General features: G+C 42.8%; 20 protein-coding genes and 4 tRNA genes. 11 read left to right on the forward strand and 13 right to left on the reverse strand.

All coding sequences use genetic code 11. The annotated features are described in order from the left end of the window. Window positions 1-22 precede the first annotated feature (22 nt). On the forward strand, window positions 23-589 hold the full coding sequence (locus G8D99_RS10660; RefSeq protein WP_166325608.1) for a PilZ domain-containing protein: 567 nt from the start codon (window positions 23-25) through the stop codon (window positions 587-589). A gap of 45 nt (window positions 590-634) precedes the next feature. Here the strand turns inward: G8D99_RS10660 and G8D99_RS10665 are convergent, their stop codons facing one another. After that, the gene (locus G8D99_RS10665; protein ID WP_166325611.1) at window positions 635-1,546 is read right to left on the reverse strand and encodes a DMT family transporter; all 912 of its coding nucleotides are present in this window, start codon (window positions 1,544-1,546) and stop codon (window positions 635-637) included. 27 nt (window positions 1,547-1,573) lie between these two features. Continuing rightward, entirely contained in the window at window positions 1,574-2,050 is a 477-nt protein-coding gene (locus G8D99_RS10670; protein WP_406741521.1) for a YaiI/YqxD family protein, read from the reverse strand. 276 nt (window positions 2,051-2,326) lie between these two features. Between G8D99_RS10670 and G8D99_RS10675 the strand changes: the two genes are divergently transcribed. From G8D99_RS10675 to G8D99_RS10705, 7 genes are all read left to right on the forward strand, one after another. Further along, on the forward strand, window positions 2,327-3,757 hold the full coding sequence (locus G8D99_RS10675) for an amino acid permease (RefSeq protein ID WP_166325617.1): 1,431 nt from the start codon (window positions 2,327-2,329) through the stop codon (window positions 3,755-3,757). Between the two features lie 196 nt (window positions 3,758-3,953). Next, window positions 3,954-4,241, forward strand: a complete 288-nt coding sequence (locus G8D99_RS10680; RefSeq protein WP_166325620.1) for a hypothetical protein — start codon at window positions 3,954-3,956, stop codon at window positions 4,239-4,241. A 101-nt stretch (window positions 4,242-4,342) separates the two neighbouring features. After that, window positions 4,343-4,418: transfer RNA gene (locus tag G8D99_RS10685), tRNA-Glu, on the forward strand. Between the two features lie 107 nt (window positions 4,419-4,525). Continuing rightward, a complete protein-coding gene (locus G8D99_RS10690) occupies window positions 4,526-5,932 on the forward strand; it encodes an amino acid permease (RefSeq protein ID WP_166325623.1) in 1,407 nt (468 codons plus the stop codon). A gap of 308 nt (window positions 5,933-6,240) precedes the next feature. Further along, window positions 6,241-6,316, forward strand: a tRNA-Glu gene (locus G8D99_RS10695). A gap of 26 nt (window positions 6,317-6,342) precedes the next feature. Further along, a tRNA-Glu gene (locus tag G8D99_RS10700) sits at window positions 6,343-6,418 on the forward strand. A gap of 48 nt (window positions 6,419-6,466) precedes the next feature. Beyond that, window positions 6,467-6,542, forward strand: a tRNA-Glu gene (locus tag G8D99_RS10705). Between the two features lie 77 nt (window positions 6,543-6,619). Here the strand turns inward: G8D99_RS10705 and G8D99_RS10710 are convergent. From G8D99_RS10710 to G8D99_RS10740, 7 genes are all read right to left on the reverse strand, one after another. Beyond that, window positions 6,620-7,252, reverse strand: coding sequence for a YiiX family permuted papain-like enzyme (locus G8D99_RS10710; RefSeq protein WP_264821710.1), 633 nt, complete (start codon window positions 7,250-7,252; stop codon window positions 6,620-6,622). A gap of 90 nt (window positions 7,253-7,342) precedes the next feature. Then, on the reverse strand, window positions 7,343-8,587 hold the full coding sequence (locus G8D99_RS10715; protein WP_166325626.1) for an NADH:flavin oxidoreductase/NADH oxidase family protein: 1,245 nt from the start codon (window positions 8,585-8,587) through the stop codon (window positions 7,343-7,345). A gap of 195 nt (window positions 8,588-8,782) precedes the next feature. Then, complete coding sequence (locus tag G8D99_RS10720; RefSeq protein ID WP_166327712.1) at window positions 8,783-10,423, reverse strand: ABC transporter ATP-binding protein; 1,641 nt, start codon at window positions 10,421-10,423, stop codon at window positions 8,783-8,785. Next, the gene (locus G8D99_RS10725; protein WP_166325629.1) at window positions 10,398-11,411 is read right to left on the reverse strand and encodes an ABC transporter permease; all 1,014 of its coding nucleotides are present in this window, start codon (window positions 11,409-11,411) and stop codon (window positions 10,398-10,400) included. The genes G8D99_RS10720 and G8D99_RS10725 overlap by 26 nt, the downstream gene beginning before the upstream one ends. After that, window positions 11,411-12,490, reverse strand: coding sequence for a microcin C ABC transporter permease YejB (locus G8D99_RS10730; RefSeq protein WP_166325632.1), 1,080 nt, complete (start codon window positions 12,488-12,490; stop codon window positions 11,411-11,413). Before G8D99_RS10730 ends, G8D99_RS10725 begins: the two co-directional genes overlap by 1 nt. 87 nt (window positions 12,491-12,577) lie before the next feature. After that, a complete protein-coding gene (locus G8D99_RS10735; protein ID WP_166325635.1) occupies window positions 12,578-14,425 on the reverse strand; it encodes an extracellular solute-binding protein in 1,848 nt (615 codons plus the stop codon). A 32-nt stretch (window positions 14,426-14,457) separates the two neighbouring features. Next, window positions 14,458-17,772, reverse strand: a complete 3,315-nt coding sequence (locus tag G8D99_RS10740; protein ID WP_166325638.1) for a lytic transglycosylase — start codon at window positions 17,770-17,772, stop codon at window positions 14,458-14,460. 214 nt (window positions 17,773-17,986) lie between these two features. On the opposite strand from G8D99_RS10740, the gene dnaQ reads away from it, so the two are divergent. The 3 genes from dnaQ to nudC all read left to right on the forward strand — a co-directional run bounded on the left by dnaQ (window position 17,987) and on the right by nudC (window position 22,074). Beyond that, window positions 17,987-19,519, forward strand: a complete 1,533-nt coding sequence (gene dnaQ / locus G8D99_RS10745; RefSeq protein WP_166325641.1) for a DNA polymerase III subunit epsilon — start codon at window positions 17,987-17,989, stop codon at window positions 19,517-19,519. Window positions 19,520-19,647: 128 nt separating this feature from the next. Then, entirely contained in the window at window positions 19,648-21,291 is a 1,644-nt protein-coding gene (locus G8D99_RS10750) for a chemotaxis protein (RefSeq protein ID WP_166325644.1), read from the forward strand. Beyond that, window positions 21,292-22,074, forward strand: coding sequence for an NAD(+) diphosphatase (gene nudC, locus G8D99_RS10755; RefSeq protein WP_166325647.1), 783 nt, complete (start codon window positions 21,292-21,294; stop codon window positions 22,072-22,074). A gap of 84 nt (window positions 22,075-22,158) precedes the next feature. On the opposite strand, the gene G8D99_RS10760 is transcribed toward nudC, so the two are convergent. The 4 genes from G8D99_RS10760 to G8D99_RS10775 are packed head-to-tail and all read right to left on the reverse strand — an operon-like array spanning window position 22,159 to window position 25,249. Next, window positions 22,159-23,043 carry an alpha/beta hydrolase gene (locus tag G8D99_RS10760; protein WP_227554307.1) on the reverse strand — a complete coding sequence of 295 codons (885 nt, stop codon included), beginning with the start codon at window positions 23,041-23,043 and terminating at the stop codon, window positions 22,159-22,161. Continuing rightward, window positions 23,030-23,737 carry a BON domain-containing protein gene (locus G8D99_RS10765; protein WP_166325653.1) on the reverse strand — a complete coding sequence of 236 codons (708 nt, stop codon included), beginning with the start codon at window positions 23,735-23,737 and terminating at the stop codon, window positions 23,030-23,032. The genes G8D99_RS10760 and G8D99_RS10765 overlap by 14 nt, the downstream gene beginning before the upstream one ends. Window positions 23,738-23,797: 60 nt before the next feature. Then, complete coding sequence (locus G8D99_RS10770; RefSeq protein ID WP_166325656.1) at window positions 23,798-24,244, reverse strand: YraN family protein; 447 nt, start codon at window positions 24,242-24,244, stop codon at window positions 23,798-23,800. Between the two features lie 24 nt (window positions 24,245-24,268). Beyond that, window positions 24,269-25,249: a penicillin-binding protein activator gene (locus G8D99_RS10775; RefSeq protein WP_166325659.1), complete on the reverse strand. Its 981-nt coding sequence runs from the start codon at window positions 25,247-25,249 to the stop codon at window positions 24,269-24,271. Window position 25,250: the final 1 nt, after the last annotated feature.

A 25,250-nucleotide genomic window follows, 5' to 3' on the forward strand; every position in this document is an offset into this window, starting at 1 on the left:
CATCTAGTCCGAGGTGTTTTTAATGGAAGCTCTACAGCACCAAAGTGGAGAAAATGAACGTCGCGTCATGTCTCGTATTGATGCTACCTTAAGGATTAATTATCAGATCGTCTCCGAAGAGGTTGCACTGAATGATCCTTACGATTCAAATTTTGTATTACCGCGTTATTTTCTCTTACTTGCGGAATTAGATCAATTTGATCATGCACTAGAGTACGAATTAGAACAATTAAATCAAAAAGATCAACAAATTGCTCGAATCTTATCCTTATTTAACAAAAAATTAAACCTCATTACGGGGTCAATGTACGATTCAATTGTACAAACCATGTTACCCATTCCAGATAAAGTCAATTTATCTGAGACGGGCTTAAGTTTTTATACTGAACATGAAATTCCAGATGGCGCATATATTCATATTTCACTCAGCCATCCGGAAAATGATTTTCACATTGCAGTGACTGCGCATGTGGTCTATAGCCGTTTAGAAGAAAATGGACGCTATCGAACTGGTGCTTATTTCATTACCCTGCATCCGCAAGACCGCGTCAAGCTAGCCGAAGCGATTGCCAGTTATCAAACTGAATAAATTGTTGATTCAATTGAAGCATAGCCCACAGCATTCGATCTTAAATCAGCGAATAGCATTGACCTTGCGTGTCAGTTTACGATTCGCTTTAAGATCTTTATAAAAATAGACAAACAGTCCAAACAATAAAATCACAGCCCCAAACAATACCATTAAAGTCAATTTTTCATTGTTGAGTAATGCACCCACAATCATGGCAATCATTGGGGTCATCACCGTGGTTAAAGACAAGGTGGTGGCTTTGACATTTTTGACCAATTTAAAATAGCAGAACATCGCCAGTAAAGACGCCATAATCACTGCATAGACTAAGCCAATTAAAGACTGGGTGTTGGGCATATGATCAGGTGCATGTTGCCAAATAAACGGCAACATGCCTAAGGCAAACACACTCGATACTACAATTGAACCGGTGGCTTGCGACATCGACTCCAACGGTGCATTGACCTGTTTAATCCAATAAATTGAGGCTGAATAGACAAAGACACTGATCAGCATCAACACGATTCCCATCGGTTGGACATGCTGATTATTGCCGCCAACACAAATAATACCCAAACCGACAAGCGCGATGAGCATGCCGAGCCATTGCAAACGATGCAATTTCATTTGAAAAGCAAAATGCCCAATCAAGCCCGCCATGATCGGGGCCAGTCCAAACATCAACGCAATAATGCCTGAACTTAAATAGTTGGTCGCAGCATAAGTAAATATTTGCGAACCAATAAAACTACAGGCACCGGCTATATAACTATGAATCGAACGGCCATCTAAAGGCAACTTGGCTTTAAACAAAAACAGCAAGCATACTGCCAAAGGTAAGGCCAAGAAAAAGCGAAATGCCAATGACCATAATGGATAAAGGTCTGCCACACTCCAGACAATGGCGAGTGGCGTAGTCGACCAAATAAACACCAATAAGGCGTAGGTGACTATAATGTTGCTTTTAGAGGGCATAGATTCTCGAGAGGTTTAATTAGCCAATTAGGGTGCTGTTTTACGTTTTTGTTTTTGGATGGTTTGATCAAGTGCACTTGAAAACTCACGCTTATCCCGCTCTGAAATCGGGGCTGGACCACCGGTTTGTACCCCTGCACCACGCAAGGTATCCATAAAATCACGCAGGTGTAAACGTGCTTTAATATTGGAAATGGTCCAAATTTCACCCCGTGGGTTAATCGCAACACCGCCCTTTTCAATCACTTGTGCAGCGAGTGGAATATCTTGGGTCATGACAATGTCATGCTCTTTCATTCGCTCTACAATTTCTTTATCCGCTTGGTCTGCACCCTGCATGACTTGAATCGAATTGATCCGCACTGACGGTGGAATACCGACATTTTGATTGGCAACGAAAGTCACCTCAAGTTGATAACGATCTGATGCACGCAAAATCACTTCACGTAAAATTTTAGGTAATGCATCTGCATCAACCCAAAGTTTGAATGGCAACACGTCTATTCTCAAAATTCTGTTTGGACTAGTTTAACAAATGTCCCCCGACTTCGTGGGGATTATTGAAGCGATTCACTGATTTAAAGTTTGTGTTAACTTTTGAAGTTAAATCAATCAAAAGTGTCATAAATGACTTATAGAAAATAAGGACCAATGCCTGATTAATTTATAAATTTTTGGCATTACATTGTCCTAAAGTCTATACGCTTGATGCAATTTAGCGTTTTGTGATTTATCGCTCTTTATTCTAAACTGTGCCTTTAAAATACCTCATCATTTGATATGAACTCTCCCATTCAAAGTCATCAGTCAGATCAGACTGAGGGTAATGGTCTTACCTTAAAAAGATCAATGACCAAACGTCATCTCATTATGCTCTCTCTCGGTGGCGCGATTGGTACAGGTTTATTTCTGAGCTCAGGTTCTGTAATTTCTCAAGCAGGTCCGATTGGCGCAGTGATCTCTTATTTCATTGGCGGTTTAATTGCCTATATGGTGATGCTCTGCCTCGGTGAATTGGCAGTCAATCAGCCGGTGACTGGTTCATTCGGTGCATTTGCATCCAACAACATTGGTCCCGGCACAGGCTATATGGTGTCTTGGATGTACTGGCTCGGCTGGTCAGCCACACTGGGCACTGAATTCACTGCGGCTGCACTACTCATGCAGGAATGGTTCCCGAGTATTTCGGTGTGGATCTGGACACTTGTATTTGCCAGCGCCGTACTGATCTCCAATCTCACCTCGACTCGCTTTTTTGCCGAGTCTGAGTTTTGGTTGTCTTTGGTCAAAGTCGCAACCGTCGTGATCTTCATTGGACTCGGTTTAGCTGCAATTTTTGGTGTGGTGACTTATCAAGGTTATGACTCAGCCCCCTTGTTCAGCAATCTGACTGCACATGGTTGGTTCCCCAATGGCTTAATGCCGATTTTCACCACCATGCTGATTGTAAATTTTGCTTTTAACGGCACTGAAATGATCGGCATCGCGGCCGGAGAAACGGAAAATCCGGCACGTGATGTCCCTAAAGCGATTCATGCTTCGGTGTGGCGTTTGATGATTTTCTTTGTCGGTACCATTATCGTGGTCAGCGCGTTATTGCCTTATCAGGATGCAGGACTCAATGCGAATCATGGCGATGGTTTAAGTAATAGCCCCTTTGTATCGGTATTTAACTTTATCGGTATTCCTTACGCTGAAGACATCATGCGTTTTGTGATTATCACCGCGTTACTGTCGACGGCTAACTCAGGTTTATATGCAGCATCACGTATGATGTGGGCTCTGTCCGTGCAAAAACAATTGCCAAAAGTGTTCGCTAAATTGACCAAATCCGGCACACCCATTGTGGCGATTTTAGTGACCATGATTGGTGGCTTACCGGGTCTTCTCTCTGAGCAGTTTGGTGCAGATGTGATCTTTAAAAACTTACTCGGCGTTGCAGCATTTACCATGGTCATCGTCTGGATGAGTATTTGTTGGAGTCAGTTTAACTTCCGTCGTAAATGGCTGAAGTCTGGTCATGCTTTATCTGAACTTAAATTTAAAACACCGTGGTTTCCATTGGTGCCGATTTTAGGTTTTATCACCTGTACGGTGACTGGACTCAGCATGGCAGCTGACCCTGAAATGCTGTCAGGTTTTATCGGCTGCTTACTCTTTATGGCTGCATGTTACGCAAGTTATTACTGGCTATATCACAATAAAAATTAAGAAAAATTTTACGTATTCTTACACATCATTCGTGTTATATATTCATCCAATACGAATGATGTGTCATCAAGCTGACACAATTCAACGTTACCTTTTTTATAAAACGGCGAACATTTAAAATTATGACTAGACAAGTCATCATAAACATTCTACAAATTAAAAAAATAACGAATAATCAATAAATAAGGAGAAAAATATGCACTTACATACAAATAATATCAAGATAGAACTAAACTCTAATTTTTTAGATCAATTGATTCAGAATGATTGTCTTAAAATCAATGGCTCCATCATATCTTCAACACACTTGATGTTTGAATTTGAAGCATTGATCGAAGAAGAAGAAGAAATTGTTTTTGATGTCTACTATGATCAAAATCATGATTTTCTGAAAATTCACACTGATGAAGATTATGAGCGTTCTTTTAATGAATACTTTAGAGCAGATCAATTTAGGCATGCAAAAATTGAAATGTTGCAATAAATGTATTTTTTTAAATCAATTGAATTGCTTAAATAGAATATACGCAACAATCTGTTTGACAGCACCCTAAAAACTCCCTACCATACGCATCACCTCGCAACGTCCCTATCGTCTAGAGGCCTAGGACATCGCCCTTTCACGGCGGTAACCGGGGTTCGAATCCCCGTAGGGACGCCATCTATTCGCTATTCTTCATAGCACACCTAATAATTACTATTCTTTGATTGCAGATTTGTTGTATTTGACTACAATATCGCCCTCACACTTTATTAATTTATTCATTTATGCACTCATCTCCGAATGATGCTTCGCATCAGGGCAATTCTGCGCCTTTAAAACGCGCTATGAGTACTCGACATCTTGTGATGATTTCGCTTGGCGGCGCAATCGGAACAGGCCTATTTTTAGGGTCGGGTGAAGTCATTGCACAAACGGGGCCAGTTGGTGCCATTATCTCCTATTTTTTAGGCGGTATTATCGCTTATATGGTAATGCTGTGTTTAGGCGAACTTGCCGTTCATATGCCTGAATCCGGCTCTTTTGGATCATATGCTCAACAATACATTGGACCAGGTACCGGTTATACCATCACTTGGCTGTATTGGTTGACTTGGTCTGCCACACTTGGGACTGAATTCACTGCTGCTGCACTTTTAATGCAAGAGTGGTTTCCACAAGTGTCTGTTTGGTTATGGACCATTATTTTTGCAGCCATAGTCTTTGGCTTAAACATGAGTTCAACACGTTGGTTTGCTGAATCCGAATTTTGGCTTGCTTTAGTCAAAGTGATTACCGTGATTGCCTTTATTATTTTTGGTTTATTGGCAATCTTCGGCATCGTGTCTTATCAAGGGTACGAATCTGCACCACTGTTTAGCAATTTAACTGCCGATGGTTGGTTCCCTCAAGGGCTATTCCCTATTTTCACCACCATGTTGATCGTCAATTTTGCGTTCTCTGGAACAGAATTGATTGGGGTCGCTGCTGGTGAAACCAAAGATCCTGCCAAAAATGTACCGAAAGCCATCAATACAGCCATTTGGCGTTTGTTGATTTTCTTTGTCGGTACGATTGTCGTTATCAGCGCATTATTACCGCATCAAATGGCGGGATTGGACGCTGAAGGCGTCAGTAGCAGTCCATTCGTGACCGTGTTTAATAACATTGGGATTCCTTATGCCGAAGATATTATTCGCTTTGTGATTATTACGGCATTGCTCTCTGCTGCAAACTCAGGCTTATTTGCGGCATCACGTATGATGTGGTCATTGTCCGATAAGAAACAACTGCCTGCTGTGTTCTCCAAAGTCAGCAGTCGAGGTATTCCGTATGTGGCGGTAATTGTGACCATGTTTGGCGCACTTCCGGGCTTATTGTCTGAACAGTTTGCGCCTGAAACGATTTTCAAAAATCTTTTAGGGATTGCTGCGTTTACCATGGTGGTGGTCTGGATGAGCATTTGCTTAAGCCAATACAATTTTCGTCGTCAATGGTATAAACAAGGGCGTACTGCGCAAGAGCTGGGCTTTGCAGCACCGTTGTTCCCAATCGTACCGATTTTAGGTTTCTTATTCTGCTTGATCACCTGTATCAGTATGGTGTTTGACCCTGAAATGGTGGCGGGCTTTATTGGTTGCTTAATCTTTATTGCAGGCTGTTACCTCAGCTATTATGTTTTCTATCGAAAATAGCTTTAATGTTAAAGAGCAGTCCTTGACTGCTCTTTTTTTGTCTACTCATTTTGAATAAGTGCATAAACCTAACTCGGAAAATCATATTTCCCATATATCAATATTCGATCACACTCGATTTACTGTCATTGCATTTTCAATTTTTCAAAGCATTCACCAAGTCACCAACAGCTAAAAATGCTTAATTTAAAAGCATATTTCAGTAATTTGTTTTGTTTTTATTCAGTTGATACGCTTTTTCGCATTTCTGTTAGAAAAAGGTTTGACACATTCTCATATCCACCCTAATATACGCCCACCTCTGAAACGTCCCTATCGTCTAGAGGCCTAGGACATCGCCCTTTCACGGCGGTAACCGGGGTTCGAATCCCCGTAGGGACGCCAATTTCAGAAGTATGTATGTTTATTTAGTCCCTATCGTCTAGAGGCCTAGGACATCGCCCTTTCACGGCGGTAACCGGGGTTCGAATCCCCGTAGGGACGCCATTAATGTTCACTTTAAGTGAAACGGTTTAAACCTATTTACTTCGCACTGTCCCTATCGTCTAGAGGCCTAGGACATCGCCCTTTCACGGCGGTAACCGGGGTTCGAATCCCCGTAGGGACGCCATATTCAAGATGGTAACATCTTATAAAAAGCCCAAGCATTGCGACTTGGGCTTTTTTTTGTTTAAAAATATCAAGCGATCATTGTCGTGCGACTTCAACCAAAGCTTTAGACTGAAAAATCGCCTGAGGCGAAATGACCGTTTCATTCAGTGGAATACGCTGACCATAACGTTTCTTCATCAATGCTTGAACCTCAGCATCTGCTAGACGAAACTGTTTAAGTTTTTGCAAGGGTGCCAATTCAATCCCCAAAGCATAGGCATAGGCTTTCCACACAATTTCGGAACAATAAATCGCTCGGTCATCCCACTCGAAATATAGGTCGTAGGGTTTAGCTAAATAACGTTCTGCAGCCGTCACTAAGGCTTGTTTTTGTGTATGGCTTAAACCGAATTTCAAACGTTTTACCACATAGTGATATTGCTCACCTCGCTCAATCCATTTTTTGATTGGCGTATATTGAACAGGTTGAATCGCCTCAAGCACCCAAAACTGCTGATTGCGCTGAACTACCAATCCCATATGACTATAAGGTGACAGGGTCGCTTTTTGAATACTGGTACTCTGCGCAGATTTAGACTGATGAAAAATGATATCACCTGTCTGTAGTCCAATTGAAAGTGATTGTGCATAGGCTTCTATAGCGAGCACAGTGAACCACATCAAGGTGATGATTTCGATAGTGCTTTTTATAAGGATTTTAATGGTCATTTTTATCATCTAAATGATCATGAGTGCCTCATAAAAGCCTGTCAAAGCGCAAACTTTTAGGACACTTCTAGGATGCATTGATAAATCCATTTAAGCCGATTTTCGTGAATTCAACTGTCCTTTGACCACAGCGGTTAGATTGCCTTTTAAATATTTAAAAAACACTTTAAGCGGAGATAATTTTGGATTCGGGGCTTTGCCTTCAGCAATCGTTTTGAATTGCGCGGCATACCAAATAATTTCCATGATCGCCATTTTATCCACCATCGGAATCCCAGTTTTAATCGGCTTAACCGCATATTTGACATTTTGCCCTGCAATCAATTCATGCGCTAAATCCGTTTCCACTGCCAACGGTCGTGCTAAACCAATAAAATCACAAGCACCACTCGCCAACGCATCATTCATACCTTTTGCAGTACGAAAGCCTCCAGTCACCATTAAAGCGCATTTGACCTGCTTGCGAATGCTTTCAGCAAAATCTAGAAAATAAGCTTCTCGGGCAACGGTGCTTTGTTTACGCTTATCTGCTTTTACGCCTGCCATGGCAGGTGCTTCATAGGAACCGCCTGAAATTTCAATCAGATCAATCCCTGCCTCATCAATAGCCTTAAACACATAAATAACTTCTTCCTCAGTGATGCCACCACGTTGGAAATCTGCAGAATTTAATTTCACAGTGACCAAGAAATCCTTTGAGGTGGCTGTGCGTACCGCTTTATAGACCTCTAATAAAAAGCGACTTCGATTTTCAATTGAGCCACCCCATTGATCTTGGCGTTTATTGGTTAAAGGGGATAAAAACTCACTGATCAAATAACCATGCGCGCCATGCAATTGCACCCCTTCAAAGCCTGCTTTTTCACAGATTGCAGCAGCATTGGCGAAGCGTTGAATAATGTCGAGAATTTCCGTTTCTGTCAGTTCACGTGGCGTGGCAAATGTGGTGGCAAGCATCGGACTAAACGGGACTGCTGACGGCGCTACAGTCTCTTTATTTAAGCCTTTGGGACATTGACGACCCGGATGTGACAATTGAATCAATTGCACCATGCCATGCTTCTTACCCACTTCTGCCCATTGTTTTAGTTTGGCTAAGTCACGCTCAGTTTCAATCACCACCACGCCCGGCTCATTTTTGGCACGGAAATCCACCATCACATTGCCGGTAATTGCACAACCTAACCCACCTTTGGCCCAAGCCTCATATAAGCCCAAATGCAAATGATTTGGCTCACCTGCGGTATTGGCAAGCGCTTCACTCATGGCTCCTTTGATGATGCGATTTTTAAAGGTGGTATTGCGTATTTTAAATGTGCTTGAAAGTTGGTTCATGAATATATTCTCTCGGTGACAGGCTATTTATTATTGTTGCGATGACGCTCATTTGTCCTTGAGCACGATCAAAATGCTGCATCCTGATCGCATACAAACGGGTGATAAGATTCAGTGTAGATTTGACAATGTATAATGTCAAATTAAAGCATGTATCACTTTTTGCTCTGCCTCATCCACACACATCAAGGCAAATCAGGCTTCATATTGACTGGCTTGAATTAAGGCTTTGGTGTATTCATGCTGTGGCTGATCAAATAAAGCTTGTGTAGTTTGATATTCGAGCACTTCAGCATGCCTGAGTACTAACACATTTTGACACAAGGCTTTAACCACCTGTAAGTCATGACTGATAAACACATAACTCAATTGCGCATCAGTTTGTAACTTTCTCAACAGTTGCACGATGGCACGTTGCGTAGTGCGATCCAGTGCAGAGGTGGGTTCATCTAAAATCAATAATTTGGGCTGCAACACCAAAGCCCGTGCTAAAGCCACTCTTTGCCGTTGTCCACCTGAGAGCTCATGCGGATAGCGGTGTTTAAACGAAATGGGTAATTCAACTTTCAGTAAGGCCTGCTCAATGTGCTGATTCAGATCAGTTGCTGATCTTTTTTTAAGAGCAAGCCCCTCACCTATAATCTGCCCCACACTCATACGTGGATTTAGACTACTAAACGGATCTTGAAACACGATTTGAAAATCTTGACGCAAAGGTCGCAATTGTGATTCTTTAAGCTGATTTAAATCTCGCCCCAATAACACAATTTGACCTTCACTTTGAATTAAACGTGCCATCGCCAATGCCAGCGAGCTTTTGCCTGAACCGCTTTCACCAACAATCCCCAAGGCTTCGCCTTGCTTTAAGCTTAAGTCTAAGGGTTTTACCGCAATAAAATGCTCTTTAACACGGTTTAAAATCCCTGATTTAATCGGAAATTTCACCGCAACCTGCTGTAAATTTAAAATAGTCTCTGCATCAGGTTTAAACGGATTCGCCACACCAAAATCATGATTCAACAAATGTTGGGTGTACGCTGCTTTCGCTTGGCTAAAAATTTCAACGACACTGCCTTGCTCTTCTACCTGACCTTGATTCATCACGATCACTTCATTGGCATAACGCTTAACCAAATTTAAATCATGACTGATCAGAATCATCGCCATGTGGCGTTGCTGAATAATGCGCTGCAGCAGGCTCAACACTTGGGCTTGTAAAGTCACATCTAAGGCTGTAGTCGGCTCATCTGCAATTAAAATATCCGGATCCAATGCCAATGCTGCTGCAATCATCACTCGTTGTCGTTGCCCGCCGGACAGCTCATGCGGATAGCGCTTTAACATCTGCTCAGCACCTTGCATACCGACATCGTTCAAAAGTGCCAAGGTTCGTTGCTTAACCTGTTGCTTGGACATCCCTTGCAACAGCAACGGCTCACCAATGATTTTTTCCACGCGGTGTAACGGATTCAATGCTGTCATCGGTTCTTGAAAAATCATCGCGATTTTCTGCCCACGCAAGGCACGCTGTTCCGATTCCGCTAAAGCCAATATCTCTTGCCCTTGAAACAAGATCTGCCCGTGTACCTCTAGCTGATTCGGGAGCAGTCCCAAGATTGCCAAACTGCTGATCGATTTTCCTGAACCACTCTCGCCTACAATCGCAAGGGTTTGACCTTGATAAAGCTGAAAATTTAAATCATCTACCAAGACTTGTGCTTGCTTTAATATCGAATCTTGACCACCTGCCTGCAGATCCACTTTTTTTTCAATGCGTAAATGCTCAACCGACAAAATCGGCACTGAATTTTTAGTTGCGTCTTGGATCGAATGCATCACGTGTCGCCTCCCCAATATAAATCAACAACGACAACACGAGCGCCAAACTCAAAAAGCCTGACAGTGCCAACCACGGAGCATTCAAATTATTTTTGCCTTGTAACAGCAATTCTCCCAAAGACGCCGCATCCGGCGGTAAGCCATAACCTAAAAAGTCTAAAGCAGTCAGTGCGGTAATATTGGCGGTCAACATAAACGGCAATTGCGATAAGGTCGAACTCATGGCATTTGGTAAAATATGCCGAAACATAATGGTGGCATCCTTCACCCCAAGCGATCGTGCTGCACGGACATAGTCTAAATGACGCGCCTTTAAAAATTCAGCCCGCATCAATCCCACCAGCGTTGGCCAGCCAAACAAAAGCATGATTAAGAATAACCAATAGATACTTGGGCTAAACATACTGACCAAGATCATCACCATAAACAGCATCGGTAAACCACCCCACACCTCTAAGATGCGTTGTCCAATCAGATCTACCCAGCCGCCGTAATAACCTTGGATTGCCCCGATGATGATGCCAATCACTGAGGCACATACCGTCAGTGCCAAGCCAAACAATAAAGACACACGCAAGCCATAGAGAATTCGAGCCAGCACATCCCGCCCTTGATCATCAGTGCCCAACCAATTTTGTTTCGTCGGTGGTGAAGGCACAGGTTCAGCCAATTCAAAATTTGGGGTTTGATAGGAATAGCGAATCATCGGCCAAAGCATCCAACCTTTAGACTCAATCAACTGTTTGACTACAGGGTCTTTATAATCAGCTTCGGTTTCAAACACACCTCCAAAGGTGGTTTCTGCGTAGCGATGCACAATTGGTACATAATAATGCTGATCGTATTTCACCAAGATCGGTTTATCATTGGCGATGATTTCTGCCAGCAGTGAAATCCCGAAAATCAGCATAAAAAGGATGAAGCAACCGAAACCCAATTTATTTTGTTTAAAGCGATCTAGCCGAGCTCGCATGATCGGTGACATTATTTCACCCCTCGACCGTCAAAGTTAATTCGTGGATCAATCACTTGGTACAACACATCACTGACCAATCGAAGCACTAAACCCAATAAAGTAAAAATAAATAAGGTGCCGAAAATCACTGGATAATCGCGTTGTTGGATTGCTTCAAAACCCAGCAACCCTAAGCCATCTAAATTAAAAATAATCTCGATAAACAGATTCCCCACAAAGAATATGCCGACCAAGGCTTCAGGCAAGCCTGCAATCACAATCAGCATGGCATTGCGAAAAACATGTCCATACAACACCCGATTTTCAGTCAGCCCTTTGGCGCGTGCAGCCAAGACATATTGCTTGCTCAGTTCTTCCATAAAAGAGTATTTGGTTAAATAAGTCAGTCCCGCAAAGCCGCCTAGAACAATCGCAAGCAAAGGTAGACTCATATGCCAAAAATAGTCTTTGACTTTGCCCCACACACTGAGCTGATCAAAATGCTCTGAAACCAGACCTTGCAAGGGAAACCACTGAAAATAAGAGCCACCCGCAAAGAATACAATCAATAAAATCGCAAACACAAAGGCAGGAACGGCATAACCCACCGCCAACAACAACGAAGTCGATTGATCAAACAGTTTTCCATGGTATTTGGCTTTTTTAATTCCTAATGGAATCGAGACCAAGTAAATGAGTAAGGTACTCCACAAGCCCAATGAAATGGTGACTGGCATTTTTTCCCATAACAGTTGGGTCACGGTTTTATCTTTAAAAAAACTGGTACCAAAATCTAAACTCAAATAGCCCTTTAACATCAGCCAAAAGCGCGTCGGTGCAGGCTGATCAAATCCGTATTGGATTTTGATTTTCTCGACCATTTCATCACTTAAACCACGCGCCCCTTGATACTGCACTGCAGTTTTGGATGTAGATGCAACCTCGCCACTTGAAGATGCAATCCCGCCCCCTTGAAAATGTTCGGCTTGCTCAATGGCTTGCTCCACTGGACCCCCTGGCGCAATTTGAATCACCACAAAATTAATCAACAAAATGAAAAACAATGTTGGGATGATTAAGAGCAATCTTTTTAAAATATAAGTGCCCACGGACGGCGCTTCCTTGTGCTAGAGAGTCTTTAAAGCAGAGAGACGCTTAAATTGAATAACGCACTTCCCCGCAACTGTTGTGACCGATTAATGCTGACCTAAGTATTTCGATACTTTTTTGGCTTGGTTGGCATCAACCCACCAATAATCCAAGCCTAAAGACAATTTCGGCTTGATTTTCGGCTGCTGATACATATTCCAATACGCATACCAACTTTGATTATTGCCATAGGTCAGAATTTGATAGTAACCGGCACGCAATAAACGATCGAGGACCCGTGTGCGTAAAACCAATTGTGCTCTGTCAGGGGCTTGAATGACATGTTTCACCGCATCATCAATCACGGGATGCTTGATCCCGGCATAATTATAATTACCCAACTGATCTGCCGCCTGACTGCTCCACATTTGCCCTTGCTCATTGCCCGGTGTCAAAGATTGTGGCATCACCATGGTGGTCATATCAAAGTCGTAGCGGCGCATGCGCTCCATATATTGCGGCACATCAACTTGTCGAATATTGACCTGAATCCCGAGCTTTTTCAAATTGCGTACATAAGGCATTAAGGTCCGTTGCAAACCATCTTGATGTATTAAAAATTCAATGTTGATGGCTTTGCCTTGTTGGTCATGCAACTTTCCATCTTTGATACGATAGCCGGCTTTTTGCAATATGGCACGCGCAGTGAATAATCCTTGACGGTTAAAGCCGGTGGCATCGCTGCTTGGATATTTCCAATTGGATAACACACCTTGCTGATGAATCGGATCTAAACGCTTTAAATACGGTTTCAACAGGCTGAGCTCAGCAGCACTCGGCGCACCTTTGGCCTCTAACTCACTGTATTGAAAGTGGCTTTGTAAGCGTTGATACTGACCATAAAATAAAGCTTTATTCAGCCATTCAAAATCATAAGCATAGCTCAAGGCTTGACGGAACCGAATATCGTGCATCGGTGCACGGCGACTATTAAACACAAAACTTTGCGTGGGTGCAGGTGTCTGGGTGCATGCAATATATTTTTTCACCATGCCCTTTTGCACCGCAGGAAAACCATATTCGGTGACCCAATTTCTAGATTTTTTTTCTTGATGTAGGCTGTATTGACCTGACTTAAAGCCTTCAAAAGCAATATCTAAATTACGATAATATACATATTTAATCTGAGCAAAATTATAACGCCCCCGATTGATGGGTAAATCCTGCGCCCAGTAATGCGGATTTCGTTTATAGGTGATACTGCGTCCTGCATCAATACGATCAATCACATAAGGACCTGAACCTAGAATAGGTCGCATGGTGACTTTGGCAAAGTCCTTATTTTTCCAATCAGCTTTAGAATAAATCGGCATTTGCGACAAAATCAGCGGCATTTCAGCATTATTGTCCGATTTAAAGCTCATCTTGACTTGATATGTAGACAGCACCTCAACTTTAGCCAAATCCGACAAATACATTTGTAGACCAGGATTGCTCTTGGTTAAGTAGGCATCAAAGCTAAATTTTACATCCTCAGCGGTGACTGGCGTACCATCACTGAATCGCGCTTTGGGATTCAAATGATAAATAATATATTTTGTACGCTCTGGGTCGAAAGTGACTTTTTCCGCCAACAGCGGATACATCACACTTGGCTCATCCAATGAGCTGTCCATCAAGGTATCAAATAAATAATTGGCGCCTTCAACTGAGTTGCCTTTACCATTCATGCTGTTCAGATTATCAAAGGTGCCATTGGCAGCTGAACTGAGCATGCCGCCCTTGGGCGCACGGGGATTGGCATAAGGCATAGCCGATAGCTGGGTATATTTGGCTGTGCTATGTACGGCAATATAAGGCGTGGTCTGAACGGTCGCCCAGACCACTTGTGTTACTGCTGTACTCAGCGCAACAATGAAACCCAACGATTTAAAATGAACAGATCGAGCGTGCATCCATGCGCCTTATACAAATTTTTCGAAAAATATTAGCTGTTCGGAACTTTAATCGTATCACCGACTCGCAGTGAAGCATTCGGTTTCAGGTTATTCATTTCAGCCAATTGACTTGAATCAATGCCAAAACGTGACGCTAAACGGATCAGCGAGTCGCCACTCTTCACTTTATACTCAGTGATGGTCTTTGGAATTTGCAAGCTTTGACCTCGTTGCAAATTGGACTTGATGGTTAACCCATTCAAATCTGCCAATTCTTTGACGGTTAAGCCGTTACGACTGGCAATCGCATTTAAGGACTCGCCTGCTTTTACCGTATAAGCTTCGGTGTTTTTCTTGCTGCTTAGTGTAGCGCTCGGCTTAGAAAATTGAATCGCATCTGAAGTTTTAGCCGCTACCTCGCCCTCAATTTTAAGACGTTGCCCCACCATCACGTTTGACGTTCGGCTTAAGCCATTCAACTCTGCAAGATAGTTCAACTGTAGATTATATTTACGAGCAATGCCGGCCAGCGTTTCCCCTGAAGACACTACATGGGTATCTGATTTTACGCCCTGAACGGCTGTGGCTTTACTGGTGGTCGCAATTTTCGCCGTGGTTTTGCTGTCTGGCTCACCGCTGAGTTTCAATTTTTGACCGACAAATAAACCGGCTGTTGGACTCAAACCATTCAGATTCGCTAGTTGACTCACACCCAAATTATATTTGCTCGCCACGCCATTTAAACTATCACCTGACTGCACCACATAAGTCTCTGGTGTCGAAACCCCAGCCGGGATTTTGATGACTTGTCCTGCCATTAACCCCTTGCTCGGGCTCAAACGATTCAGCTCAGCCAATTCAGACAAGGTCATTTTAGATTTGCTGGCGATGCTATATAAAGTTTCGCCACTTTGAACTTTGTAGTTCTCAGTTTTGTAATGCGTGTCGGCTTTTACTGACTCAAATTTAGTATTGCTTGCAGACTTGGTCTCTTCTGCATAGTCAGACAAGCCCTCAACAGGCACATTAATTTTTTGCCCCACAAACAGTGCACTGTCGGATTTAAGTCCGGGCGTTAACGCTGCTAACTCTTGATTGGAAAATGCATAACGATCCGCGATTTGCTTTAAGTATTCGCCACGTTTCACCACATAGACTTTGGTTTTGACTTTCGGAATCACCGCTTTATCTGCGGTTTTATCTTCGCGAACTGCTTTTTTCGTGCTGCTTTCAACTAAAGACAACTTTTGCCCAACCAACAAATTACTGCTGGTCGACAGCCCATTAAAGTCTGCCAACTGCTGAACCGACAAATTAAATTGATTCGCCACACCCGTTAAACTGTCATTGGCTTTCACCACATAAGTGCTTGGCTTTGACTCAGGCTTTTTCTCGACTGTTTTTTCAGCAACAGGTTTGGCATCATACAAATATAAGGTACTGCCCACGAATAAGGTGCCATTCGGATCAACCTGATTCCATTTGGCAATGTCACGCCAATTGACCCCATTTTTCATCGCAATGACAGCCAAGGTATCCCCTGGTAATACTGTATAAGTACTGCGTTTGCCAGTCGGTGCACTGACCAAAACTTCACTGTCCGTTTTGGTATAGGCTTTGCCTTGGTTACGCTGAGCTTCATCCGAAGTCGGTGAGGTTTGTTCTGCCACTGCTTTCGGATAAGCAAAACCAACTTTGACTTCTGAGCCTTGTTGTGCGGCAACCGACTGACTGGTTTGAATCGCGGTCAGCTTAATTTTACCATCGAGTGGATCGACGATTTCAGTACCTTGCGGTGCCAAAGCGGTGATCTCTTTAACCACTTCTTCTTTTTCAGCTTGAGTCGGCTCAGGCTCACTGACTTGCTGCACGTTAGACTTAACAGCGGCTGTCGTGTCTGGAGTAATGCTGGCTAGAATCTTAGCGCGCTCTTCAGCTGACAATGGTGGTTCAACCGTGACCGGTTTGACATTCACTGCAGGGGTCACTGCCACCGGAATACGCGGTGCACTTGGAATATCTGCAGAATTGGCAAAAGCTGCCAATGCCGCTGAACCAGTAGGTATACGTGTACTACTGCCGAAAGTTGAGCTACTCGGCGCTTTACTGCTCGATGCTGTCGTTGAAGTGCTCAGCGGATTGGTCAAAGGTTTCGGTGTGCTCACCGTAGAGCTATAACTTGGCGTTGAAGATTTTGAACTGTTCAACGCTGGCGGTGTCGAATTTGAGGTTACGATCGGTGAAGTTGAGGTTTTGGTGGTGATCGAATTCGACGCAGGTGTATTTACCCCCGCCCAATAGCCGCCAGAAGATGGTTTTAAGGCTTTGATTTTGGCATCCACATTCGGGTTTAAATCCGCAGGAATCAAAATACGCTGGGTACTTGATGCATCAACCACTTCACCGCGATGTCCAGGGTTTAACTGATACAACTCTGCACGACTTAAACCAGCTAAAGATGCAATTTCATTCAACGATGCACCCGCAGGCACACTCACTTCTCTAAAGTGTGGACGGTTGGCAATCGGGGGTAAGGTCACGCCATATTTTTGTGGGGATTTAATAATTTGAGCCACCGCCAAGAAACGCGGTACATAGTTCATGGTCTCTTGCGGTAAGCGCAGTGACCAATAATCTGTCGGTAAACCCGCGGCACGGTTGCGGTTAATCGCTTGTTGGATACGACCGGGACCGGCATTATAGGCCGCCAATGCCAATTCCCAAGAACCAAATTGGTTGTATAAACTGCCTAAAAACTCATAGGCTGCACGAGTGGATTCCACCACATCACGGCGACCATCATATTGACTGGTTTGTCTTAAACCATAAATTTTGCCAGTGCTAGGAATAAACTGCCACATCCCTGCTGCCGCTGCACTACTAGTCGCTGCTGGGTCATACGAACTTTCAATCACAGGCAATAGAGCAAGCTCAGTCGGTAGTCCACGACGTTCCGCTTCTTTTACCGTGTGGTACAAATAACGAGATGCACGTGCACTCAAACGATCGATATACGGTTGACGTGCAGCAAACCAGCTGCGCTGTGCATCAATACGTGGATCCCATTTGTTCTCATTCATTTTAAAACCGACGGTCATGCGCTTCCACACATCACCATGTTTTAAAATCAGGAGACGATCTCCCTCTACTGCACGCATATCTGTTGCAGACAACAAATCTTCTAAAGAATCTAAACTATTGGCATCAAGTAAACCCAACTGTTTCGAGGTTTGTGTCTTGACTGATGAGGTTGTTGAAGAGCAACCTGCTGTTAAACCCATCCCCGCTACAGCTGTTGTGATGACTGATAACTTAAATAAAAAAGATGCAGATGGCTGCCACACTGCGGTGGTTGGTTTATACATACAGATTCCGAACAACGTATTTGATTTATATTATGAAAGACATATTAGTGGAGCGCGTCAGAGAGACAAAACTTTAAATGATGATTATTTGCGTATAAATGTTACAAGAAATTAAAAATTATCCAGTAAACGCACTGAGATCACCGATTTGCGTATACAATAAATTCTTAGAACGTGTTGTTCAACTCTTTATTCAATCTTATTGGTTCAAACTATGTCCGAAATCACGCTTTACGTCGATGGTGCATGCCGTGGCAATCCTGGCTTAGGTGGCTGGGGTGCATATATCATTCAAGGTCAAGAAGAACGTAAATTGTGTGGTGGTGAACCCAATACAACCAACAATCGCATGGAACTCACCGCCGCGATTGAAGGCATTTTAGCCTGCCCGATGGATGCTGCATTGGTGATTTGGACCGACTCGATTTATGTCAAACGTGGCATAACCGAATGGATTCAAGGTTGGAAAAAGAAGAATTGGAAAGATGTGAAAAATCCAGACCTGTGGAAAAAATTAGATGCAACCTGCCAAGGGCGCACGATTGAATGGAACTGGATCAAGGGTCATGCCGGTCATGCCGGCAATGAAATGGCCGATCAATTGGCCAATCTCGGTGCCGATCAAACTTTAGAAAAACTGAACAATGGTGAATTGGTTGCACCGATTCATATTCCAACCCCGGTGATTGCTGTGACTGACGCTCAAGATAAAAAAAAAGTCGATAAAGACTGGCTTTTAGATGATCCTTTTGGCTTTGATTTAGCTGCCTCTGAAGATGAATCTGCTGATGAGCTACTAATCGATGTAGATCAAGAGGCTATGACCATGCCTACTTCCGAAGATCTTATTGCCCCTGATATAAATGACTCTTTAACTCAAGATCAGCCTTTTGTTGTTGAAACCGAATCACTGAATCAAAATATTGTCCAAAACACACATGTGGATACGCCTGCTGATGCACTCGCACAAGACAGCGATGCCAATGCTACAGCTGTTATAAGCAGCACCCATCCGCAGATTAAAATCACCCCTGCAACACGTCATTTACAAGGGCCTCGCCAACTGATCCTCGATACTGAAACCACTGGTTTTTATTATTCTGATGGTGACCGAATTATTGAGGTCGGTGCGATTGAAATGATTAATCGCAAACTCACCGGCAGTTCGATTCATATTTATATCAATCCGAAAAAACCCGTGGGTGATTCGGAAAATGTGCATGGTATTTCAGATGATTTCTTAAAAGACAAACCGGTGTATGGCGAAATTGCCGATGTACTGTTTGAGTACCTAAAAGGCGCGGAAATCATTGCGCATAACGCCACCTTCGATATGAACTTCTTGGACATGGAATTCAAACGTGCAGGTTTTGTGGCTTTATCTGAGGTCTGCACTGTCACCGATACTTTGGCGATGGCAAAGTCTAAACATCCCGGGCAAAAAAATTCGTTGGATGCCTTAGTACGTCGTTATGAAGTGCCACAGCGTGACCGTACTTTCCACGGCGCCTTGCTCGATGCTGAAATTCTAGCAGACGTGTATTTGGCCATGACCGGTGGTCAAGTCTCTTTTGATATGGATGCCCTGTCTTCGCACAATGAGCAGTCCAATCGAAGCGGTCAACGTCAAAAAATTGAGATTGATTTACCAGTGATTTTAGCTTCAGAAGCCGAGTTAGAACAACATGAGAACTGGGTCAAACAATATCAAGAGAAACACGGTGAGCCTTGCCTTTTTGCAAAATAAATCGCTGTTTCGATTTGATATTTTTTGTAAAGGTATAATACTTCAGTTATATTAAAACATAGAAAAATCTAGCCCCAGTCAATAGGGGCTTTCCAGAACATTTATATACTTAGGAAAGGTGCAGATCGATGTCTTACCAAACCTCAATTCACTTCGACCCAACAGCACTTTTAATCATAAAAAAAGAAGTCGATAATTCAATACAACAAGTAGAAACTGCGGTCAGTAGTCTAGTCGAAGATCAAACGCTTCCTTTTGGTATTGACGATGCACTATTACAATTTGAGCAATGTGCTCAGGTCCTGATGTTGATTGATATGCCGCAATTGGCGCAGTTGACACAATATTCAGCCGACGTAATGCGTAAAATCATGCAAACGCCGAATGAGATTAAAACCCAAGATGTGGTGGCTTTAAGTGAAGGCACCACCATGTTGCGTCGTTATATTGAGTTTATTTGTTTACGTGAAGTCCGTGTTCCCCAATTCCTATTAGACACTTTAAATAATTTAGAAATTGCCTTGGGTAAACCGTTGACTCAAGAGGGTCAACCGATTGTTTCAGCTCTTGAATGTATTGAGCCTAAATTCAATTTGCCACAAGCGCCTGAACTGGAAAAATCGGTCTATATTCATAAACTGTATAAACTCAGCTTACAAAAACTGCTTAACCAAGCCGAAACCGGTTTAGATTTTCAAGCTTTAAAATTAGTCGGTACTTATCTCGCCAACCTTGCTCAAAACACGCCAAGTCAACAGTATTGGAACTTGGTGCATGTTGCGCTGAATGAATTAGAAAGTTTAGCACTCAGCGATGCACGTTTACGTATTCTGATTAGCATTGAAACCCATATTGCCCAGTTCTTTAAAGCGCCGGAAAACTTTAAAGCTGAGATGATTGAGCTGGCCAATGTGCTGAGCCTGTGTATCAGTCGAGATGATGAGTTGTCACAACATATTCGTGATCAAATTGGTGTGGGTGAAGATGTCCTAACCGACTCACAACTTCAAGTATTTAGTCGCCATTTTTTTGGCCCTGACTTTGACACCATTCATGTCGCAGCCAAACTCATTACTGAAGAAATGACCCAAATTCGTAATGAAATTGAATACAACTATCAAAGCATGTCAGAAGACAAAGTTGCGGAAATTAAAACCAAACTGTTTAATTTGGCCAATGTTTTTAAAGTGTTGAATCTGAATGAAGCGTTTGTCGAACTCAAAATGCAAGCTGAAAATTTGAGTCAAGACAATATGCAAAACAACCCACAATTTGCGCAACAATTGATGAACAGCATTTTGTCGGCAATGAACTCGATTGGGATTTTAGAGCGTAACTTCTCTTCGAGTCGTCTACAGTTACGTGTCAACAATATGCACATTTCATTAGATCGTTTGGATGAAGCACATCAAGTTCTACTCAATGAAACCAAATCCTTGGTTGATTTGACCAGCAATACATTGATTCAGTATTTAGAAGATCCGCAAGCGACTAGCCTAGAGACTTTGCCATCACAACTGAAAGAAATCAGTGGTGCAATGCTGTTCCTGAGTGCGCAAGAGGGTCAACAAGCTTTACTCAATAGCCAAGCATTCTTAGAACTTGAAATTAGTAAAGAAAGACAACTGACGCAAGCACAAGTTGAGCGACTGCTCGATGTCTTGGCAAGCGCTGAAATGCTGATTGAAAACTTGCAAAACAAACAACCGATTTTACAATCGATGTTCGATGTGGCATTAAAGAGTAGTCAAAACTTAAAAGCGATTGCCTAAATGTCTGACCAACGGTCTGAACAAGATTCCAAACTATCACTGGCTTATATTTTCAAACATCATGAGCTTTTGGTTGATCAACACCTCCAATTGCCTCGTGTTGAGAAATTAGACAGCGATTTAAATTTTATCGCGGGCGATCAGATCATCGCCCGTGATTTACACATTGAAGAAGCGATTCCTGAAGGCTTACAATGGATTCCGATTCGCCAATTGATCTCGCAATGGTCGCAAGTTGAGTTTGAACAAGCCAGCCGTGCCATGCAGCTTCTAGAGTGGCGTCGCAATCATAAATTTTGTAGCCACTGTGGCTCTGAAACTGAAGTGCATAGCAGCGAATATGCCATGGTCTGCCCTGCTTGCCGTTATCATCAATACCCGCGTGTCCAACCCTGTGTGATTACGGTCATTACCCGTGGTGATGATGAAATACTTTTGGCCAAGAATGCCAAAAACAAATCTAATATGTACGGCTTGATTGCAGGATTTGTGGAAGTCGGTGAAACCTTAGAAGCCGCAGTACAGCGTGAAACGCTTGAAGAAGTGGGTATAAAGCTAAAGAACATTCAATATCTCTCGAGTCAACCTTGGCCTTTCCCAAGTAATTTGATGATCGCATTTAAGGCGGAATATGATTCAGGTGATTTGGTGTTGCAAGAAGAAGAGATCAGTGATGCGCAGTTCTTTAAATTCGATCAACTGCCAGAAATTCCTTTTGCCGGTAGTATTGCATACGCGATGATTCAGCATGTCATTCATCAAACACCGATGCATAAAAAGTAACAAACCGCGATATATTAATAATCAGTTTTATATGACCCATAAAAAAGAAGAAGCGCATGATTCTTCTTTTTTTAAACTCATTTTTTACTTTTTGAAGGTCTGATCCAATACGCCCACAATCGCTTTTCGGGTCTTAAACCATGGGCTGACCAAACTGGAGACACTGCCCATAATGGAAATATGCCCGGTGCGTGGAATTTGAATCACTTCACAGTGATTACCCACGGCCAGCAACTGTTTTTGTAAATCCCAAGTATTGCTGTCATGCACAATTTGGTCATGTTCAGCGATGAATAAATAGTGCTGAAGATGATTTTGATGCACAAAATAATAAGGCATGACATTTTGATACGGGATTTCCTCATCAAAGGCATGCTGCGCTAAAGCATCGCCCTTATAATCAAAATGATAAGGCCCTGAAATGCCAATGATCGCCTTGATCTGATTGTACAGTTTTAACTGATAATTCTGTGGATGATAGATCAAGGACGCAATATTAAAAGCCCCTGCTGAATGCCCCATCAGTGCGATCTGCGCTGTAGAAATACCCAAGCTGTCTTGTTGCGTATCTAAATACTCTAAAGCAAGTGCCAAATCATCAATATAGCTCGGGAAAATATGTTCAGGAGCAAGGTGATAATTCAAAATTGCAACGTCATAGCCATAACGTGCAAAGGCTTCACCCACAAATTTGTAGGCATTTTTGTCGCCATGACTCCATGCCCCACCATGCACAAATAAAATCAATGCTTTGGCAGGTTGTTGCGCTGTCACATACAGATCTAAGCGTTGCCGAGATTCGGGCCCATAAGCCAAATCACTTTTCAGCTGATAGCCTGTTTTGGGGGTTAAACCATTGATGGCTATGCCCCCTAAGTCATAGGCTCTAAAGCTCTTTAGCTTTTCACGAATATCAACAACTTTAGCATAAACATCTTTGGAACGCGTTTGAAACTTAAGGTTGAACATTCGGTTCAACCGCATCTGGATCAATCGCTACCGGTGTTTCGACATAGGGCTGGGTTTGAACATTGCCCACTATCGGACTGACAAAAGATGAGGACTGAATGCTATTACTTTGTGAAGCGCTTTCTTCAATATTATCAATCAGAGTCACAATTTTGGTCACATTGCCTACTTTCTGTAACACGCTATTTAAATCATTTTCTTCTGCGGTATTTAAGCGTCCCATCACATATAAGACACCATCTTCAGTGTGTACCAAGACTTTGCTTTCTGACACCACCGGCGCACGCATAATCAAAGCACGGGTATTCGCTGTAGACGTCGTGTCTTGCATAATCGTGCCATAACCAATCTGATTACCAATGGTAATGTAGTTATGAATGGTTTTGACATCACTCATGGCGCGTACGTTGTCTTCAGCCAATTGTTTTAAATGTGCATCAGGCACTTGCCCAGTCAATAAAACATTACTGTGGAAACTGTTGATATTGACACGAGATTGTTTAAAGCGCACATCGAGTTTATATAGGTTAATTTTGGCGGTGCGTTCAATTGAGGAGTCGATAAACACTTGCCCCAGTGAGCGTGTACCACTGGATACACCAACGGGTTCAGTCCCCGTTCCCCCGGAAATAAAACTTGCACAACCGGACAAGCTTGCGACACACATCATCGTTATTACAATACGGCTCAACACGCAGTAAGTCTCCTCATGAAACTCAATATTCTTTAATTTAAATGACTTATATAGTTTAAATCATAGATTAATCAAGTCTGCATCTATTGTAAATGCATTTTCGATCCACTGTTGATCATACGCCAATTGAGAAAAATCGCGCTGTAGATTTTTTGCAATTTGTTGATGGAAATCAAAACAAATCACATCAAAACGATAATACAAAGCTTCATCTTCAGGCTGTTGTTGTATGAATTGTAATGCTGTCTTGAACATTTTGAGTTGCTTGGCTGCGGTAATCACTTCAACAGCAGCACCATGTTGAGTCGGTTGTCGTGCTTTGACCTCAACAAAAACTAGTTCATCTTGCTTCTGCGCGATCAGATCAATTTCACCATAACGAGAGTGATAATTCTGCGCCACAATCTCAAATCCCGCCTGTTGAAGTAAAAGGCTTGCCTGCTGTTCCGCCCACTGCCCCAATTGCTGAGACAATGACGGCGCCTTACTGAGCGGTTTCTGTGGCATGTGCTTACCTTTTTTAGATCTACACTAAAGTGCCTTCAAGCCTTTGGCGGTATTTTCAAAGCACTGAGGCATCCGTTCAACACGGTTATTCAAATTTATTGCATTTTGAGGCTGTTGACCATTCAGTTTTAACACGCCGGTACGTCCATTAAACTGCATGTTTTTAAGCTTTGGATTTAAAAGCATCTGTTCTGCAATCTGCCAAGCATCACCTCCGAAAGCATATAAGCGTTGATAGGCCATGCTGGTGGGCTGAGTTTTACTCAGTTCGATTAAATCTCTCCACGTACTCTGATAAATCCCCGGCACATCACAGAACTTTAAACCAACTGGAATCGCATGATTTTCTTCAATCGAAATGGCTTGTGCATAGACGCGTTTGTTGGGTATGCCATTGAGCAGATTGATCCAAGCATTGCTGCCTAAAAGTAATAAGCCCTCTTTGGATTTCACGTTCGGTACTTGCTCCACGATCGCAACATGACCCTCAAATTTCTTATACAGCGCATTGATAAAACTGAGAGTATCTTGCTCCGTGCCTTGTTGGCGCATCACATAAATCTGTTTGATTTTGTCTTTCTTGAGCACTTTTAATAGCGCTGTAGCATCTTCATCCTTGGACAAACTAAACTGCCAAACCTTGGGATGTTGTGCGCTGACCTCATTCAATGCCAACACAGGCACTTTAGGATTTTGCAAAATTAAAGCATCGACCTCTGAGCGTGCCAAAGGCCCAATCACCATTTCAGTTTTTTTATTGATATGCGCTTTGAGCAGGTCTTTGATATTTTTTTGATCACTATTGACGAATTTCAAGGCTAAATTGGCAGTCGATGTGCGCTGTGCCGACACAATCCCTTGTTTAATACTGTTCCCTGCTCGCGCCATAGGCCCTGATTCAGGTAAAATAACCAACACTTCCGCTTGGGCTTGGAAGATCATTCCCGCCAGTCCTAAGCCAAGCAGTGCTTTTTTATAATTTAACTTATCCAACTTACCTAACATG

This window comes from Acinetobacter lanii (assembly GCF_011578285.1).
Classification (GTDB): Bacteria; Pseudomonadota; Gammaproteobacteria; order Pseudomonadales; family Moraxellaceae; genus Acinetobacter; species Acinetobacter lanii.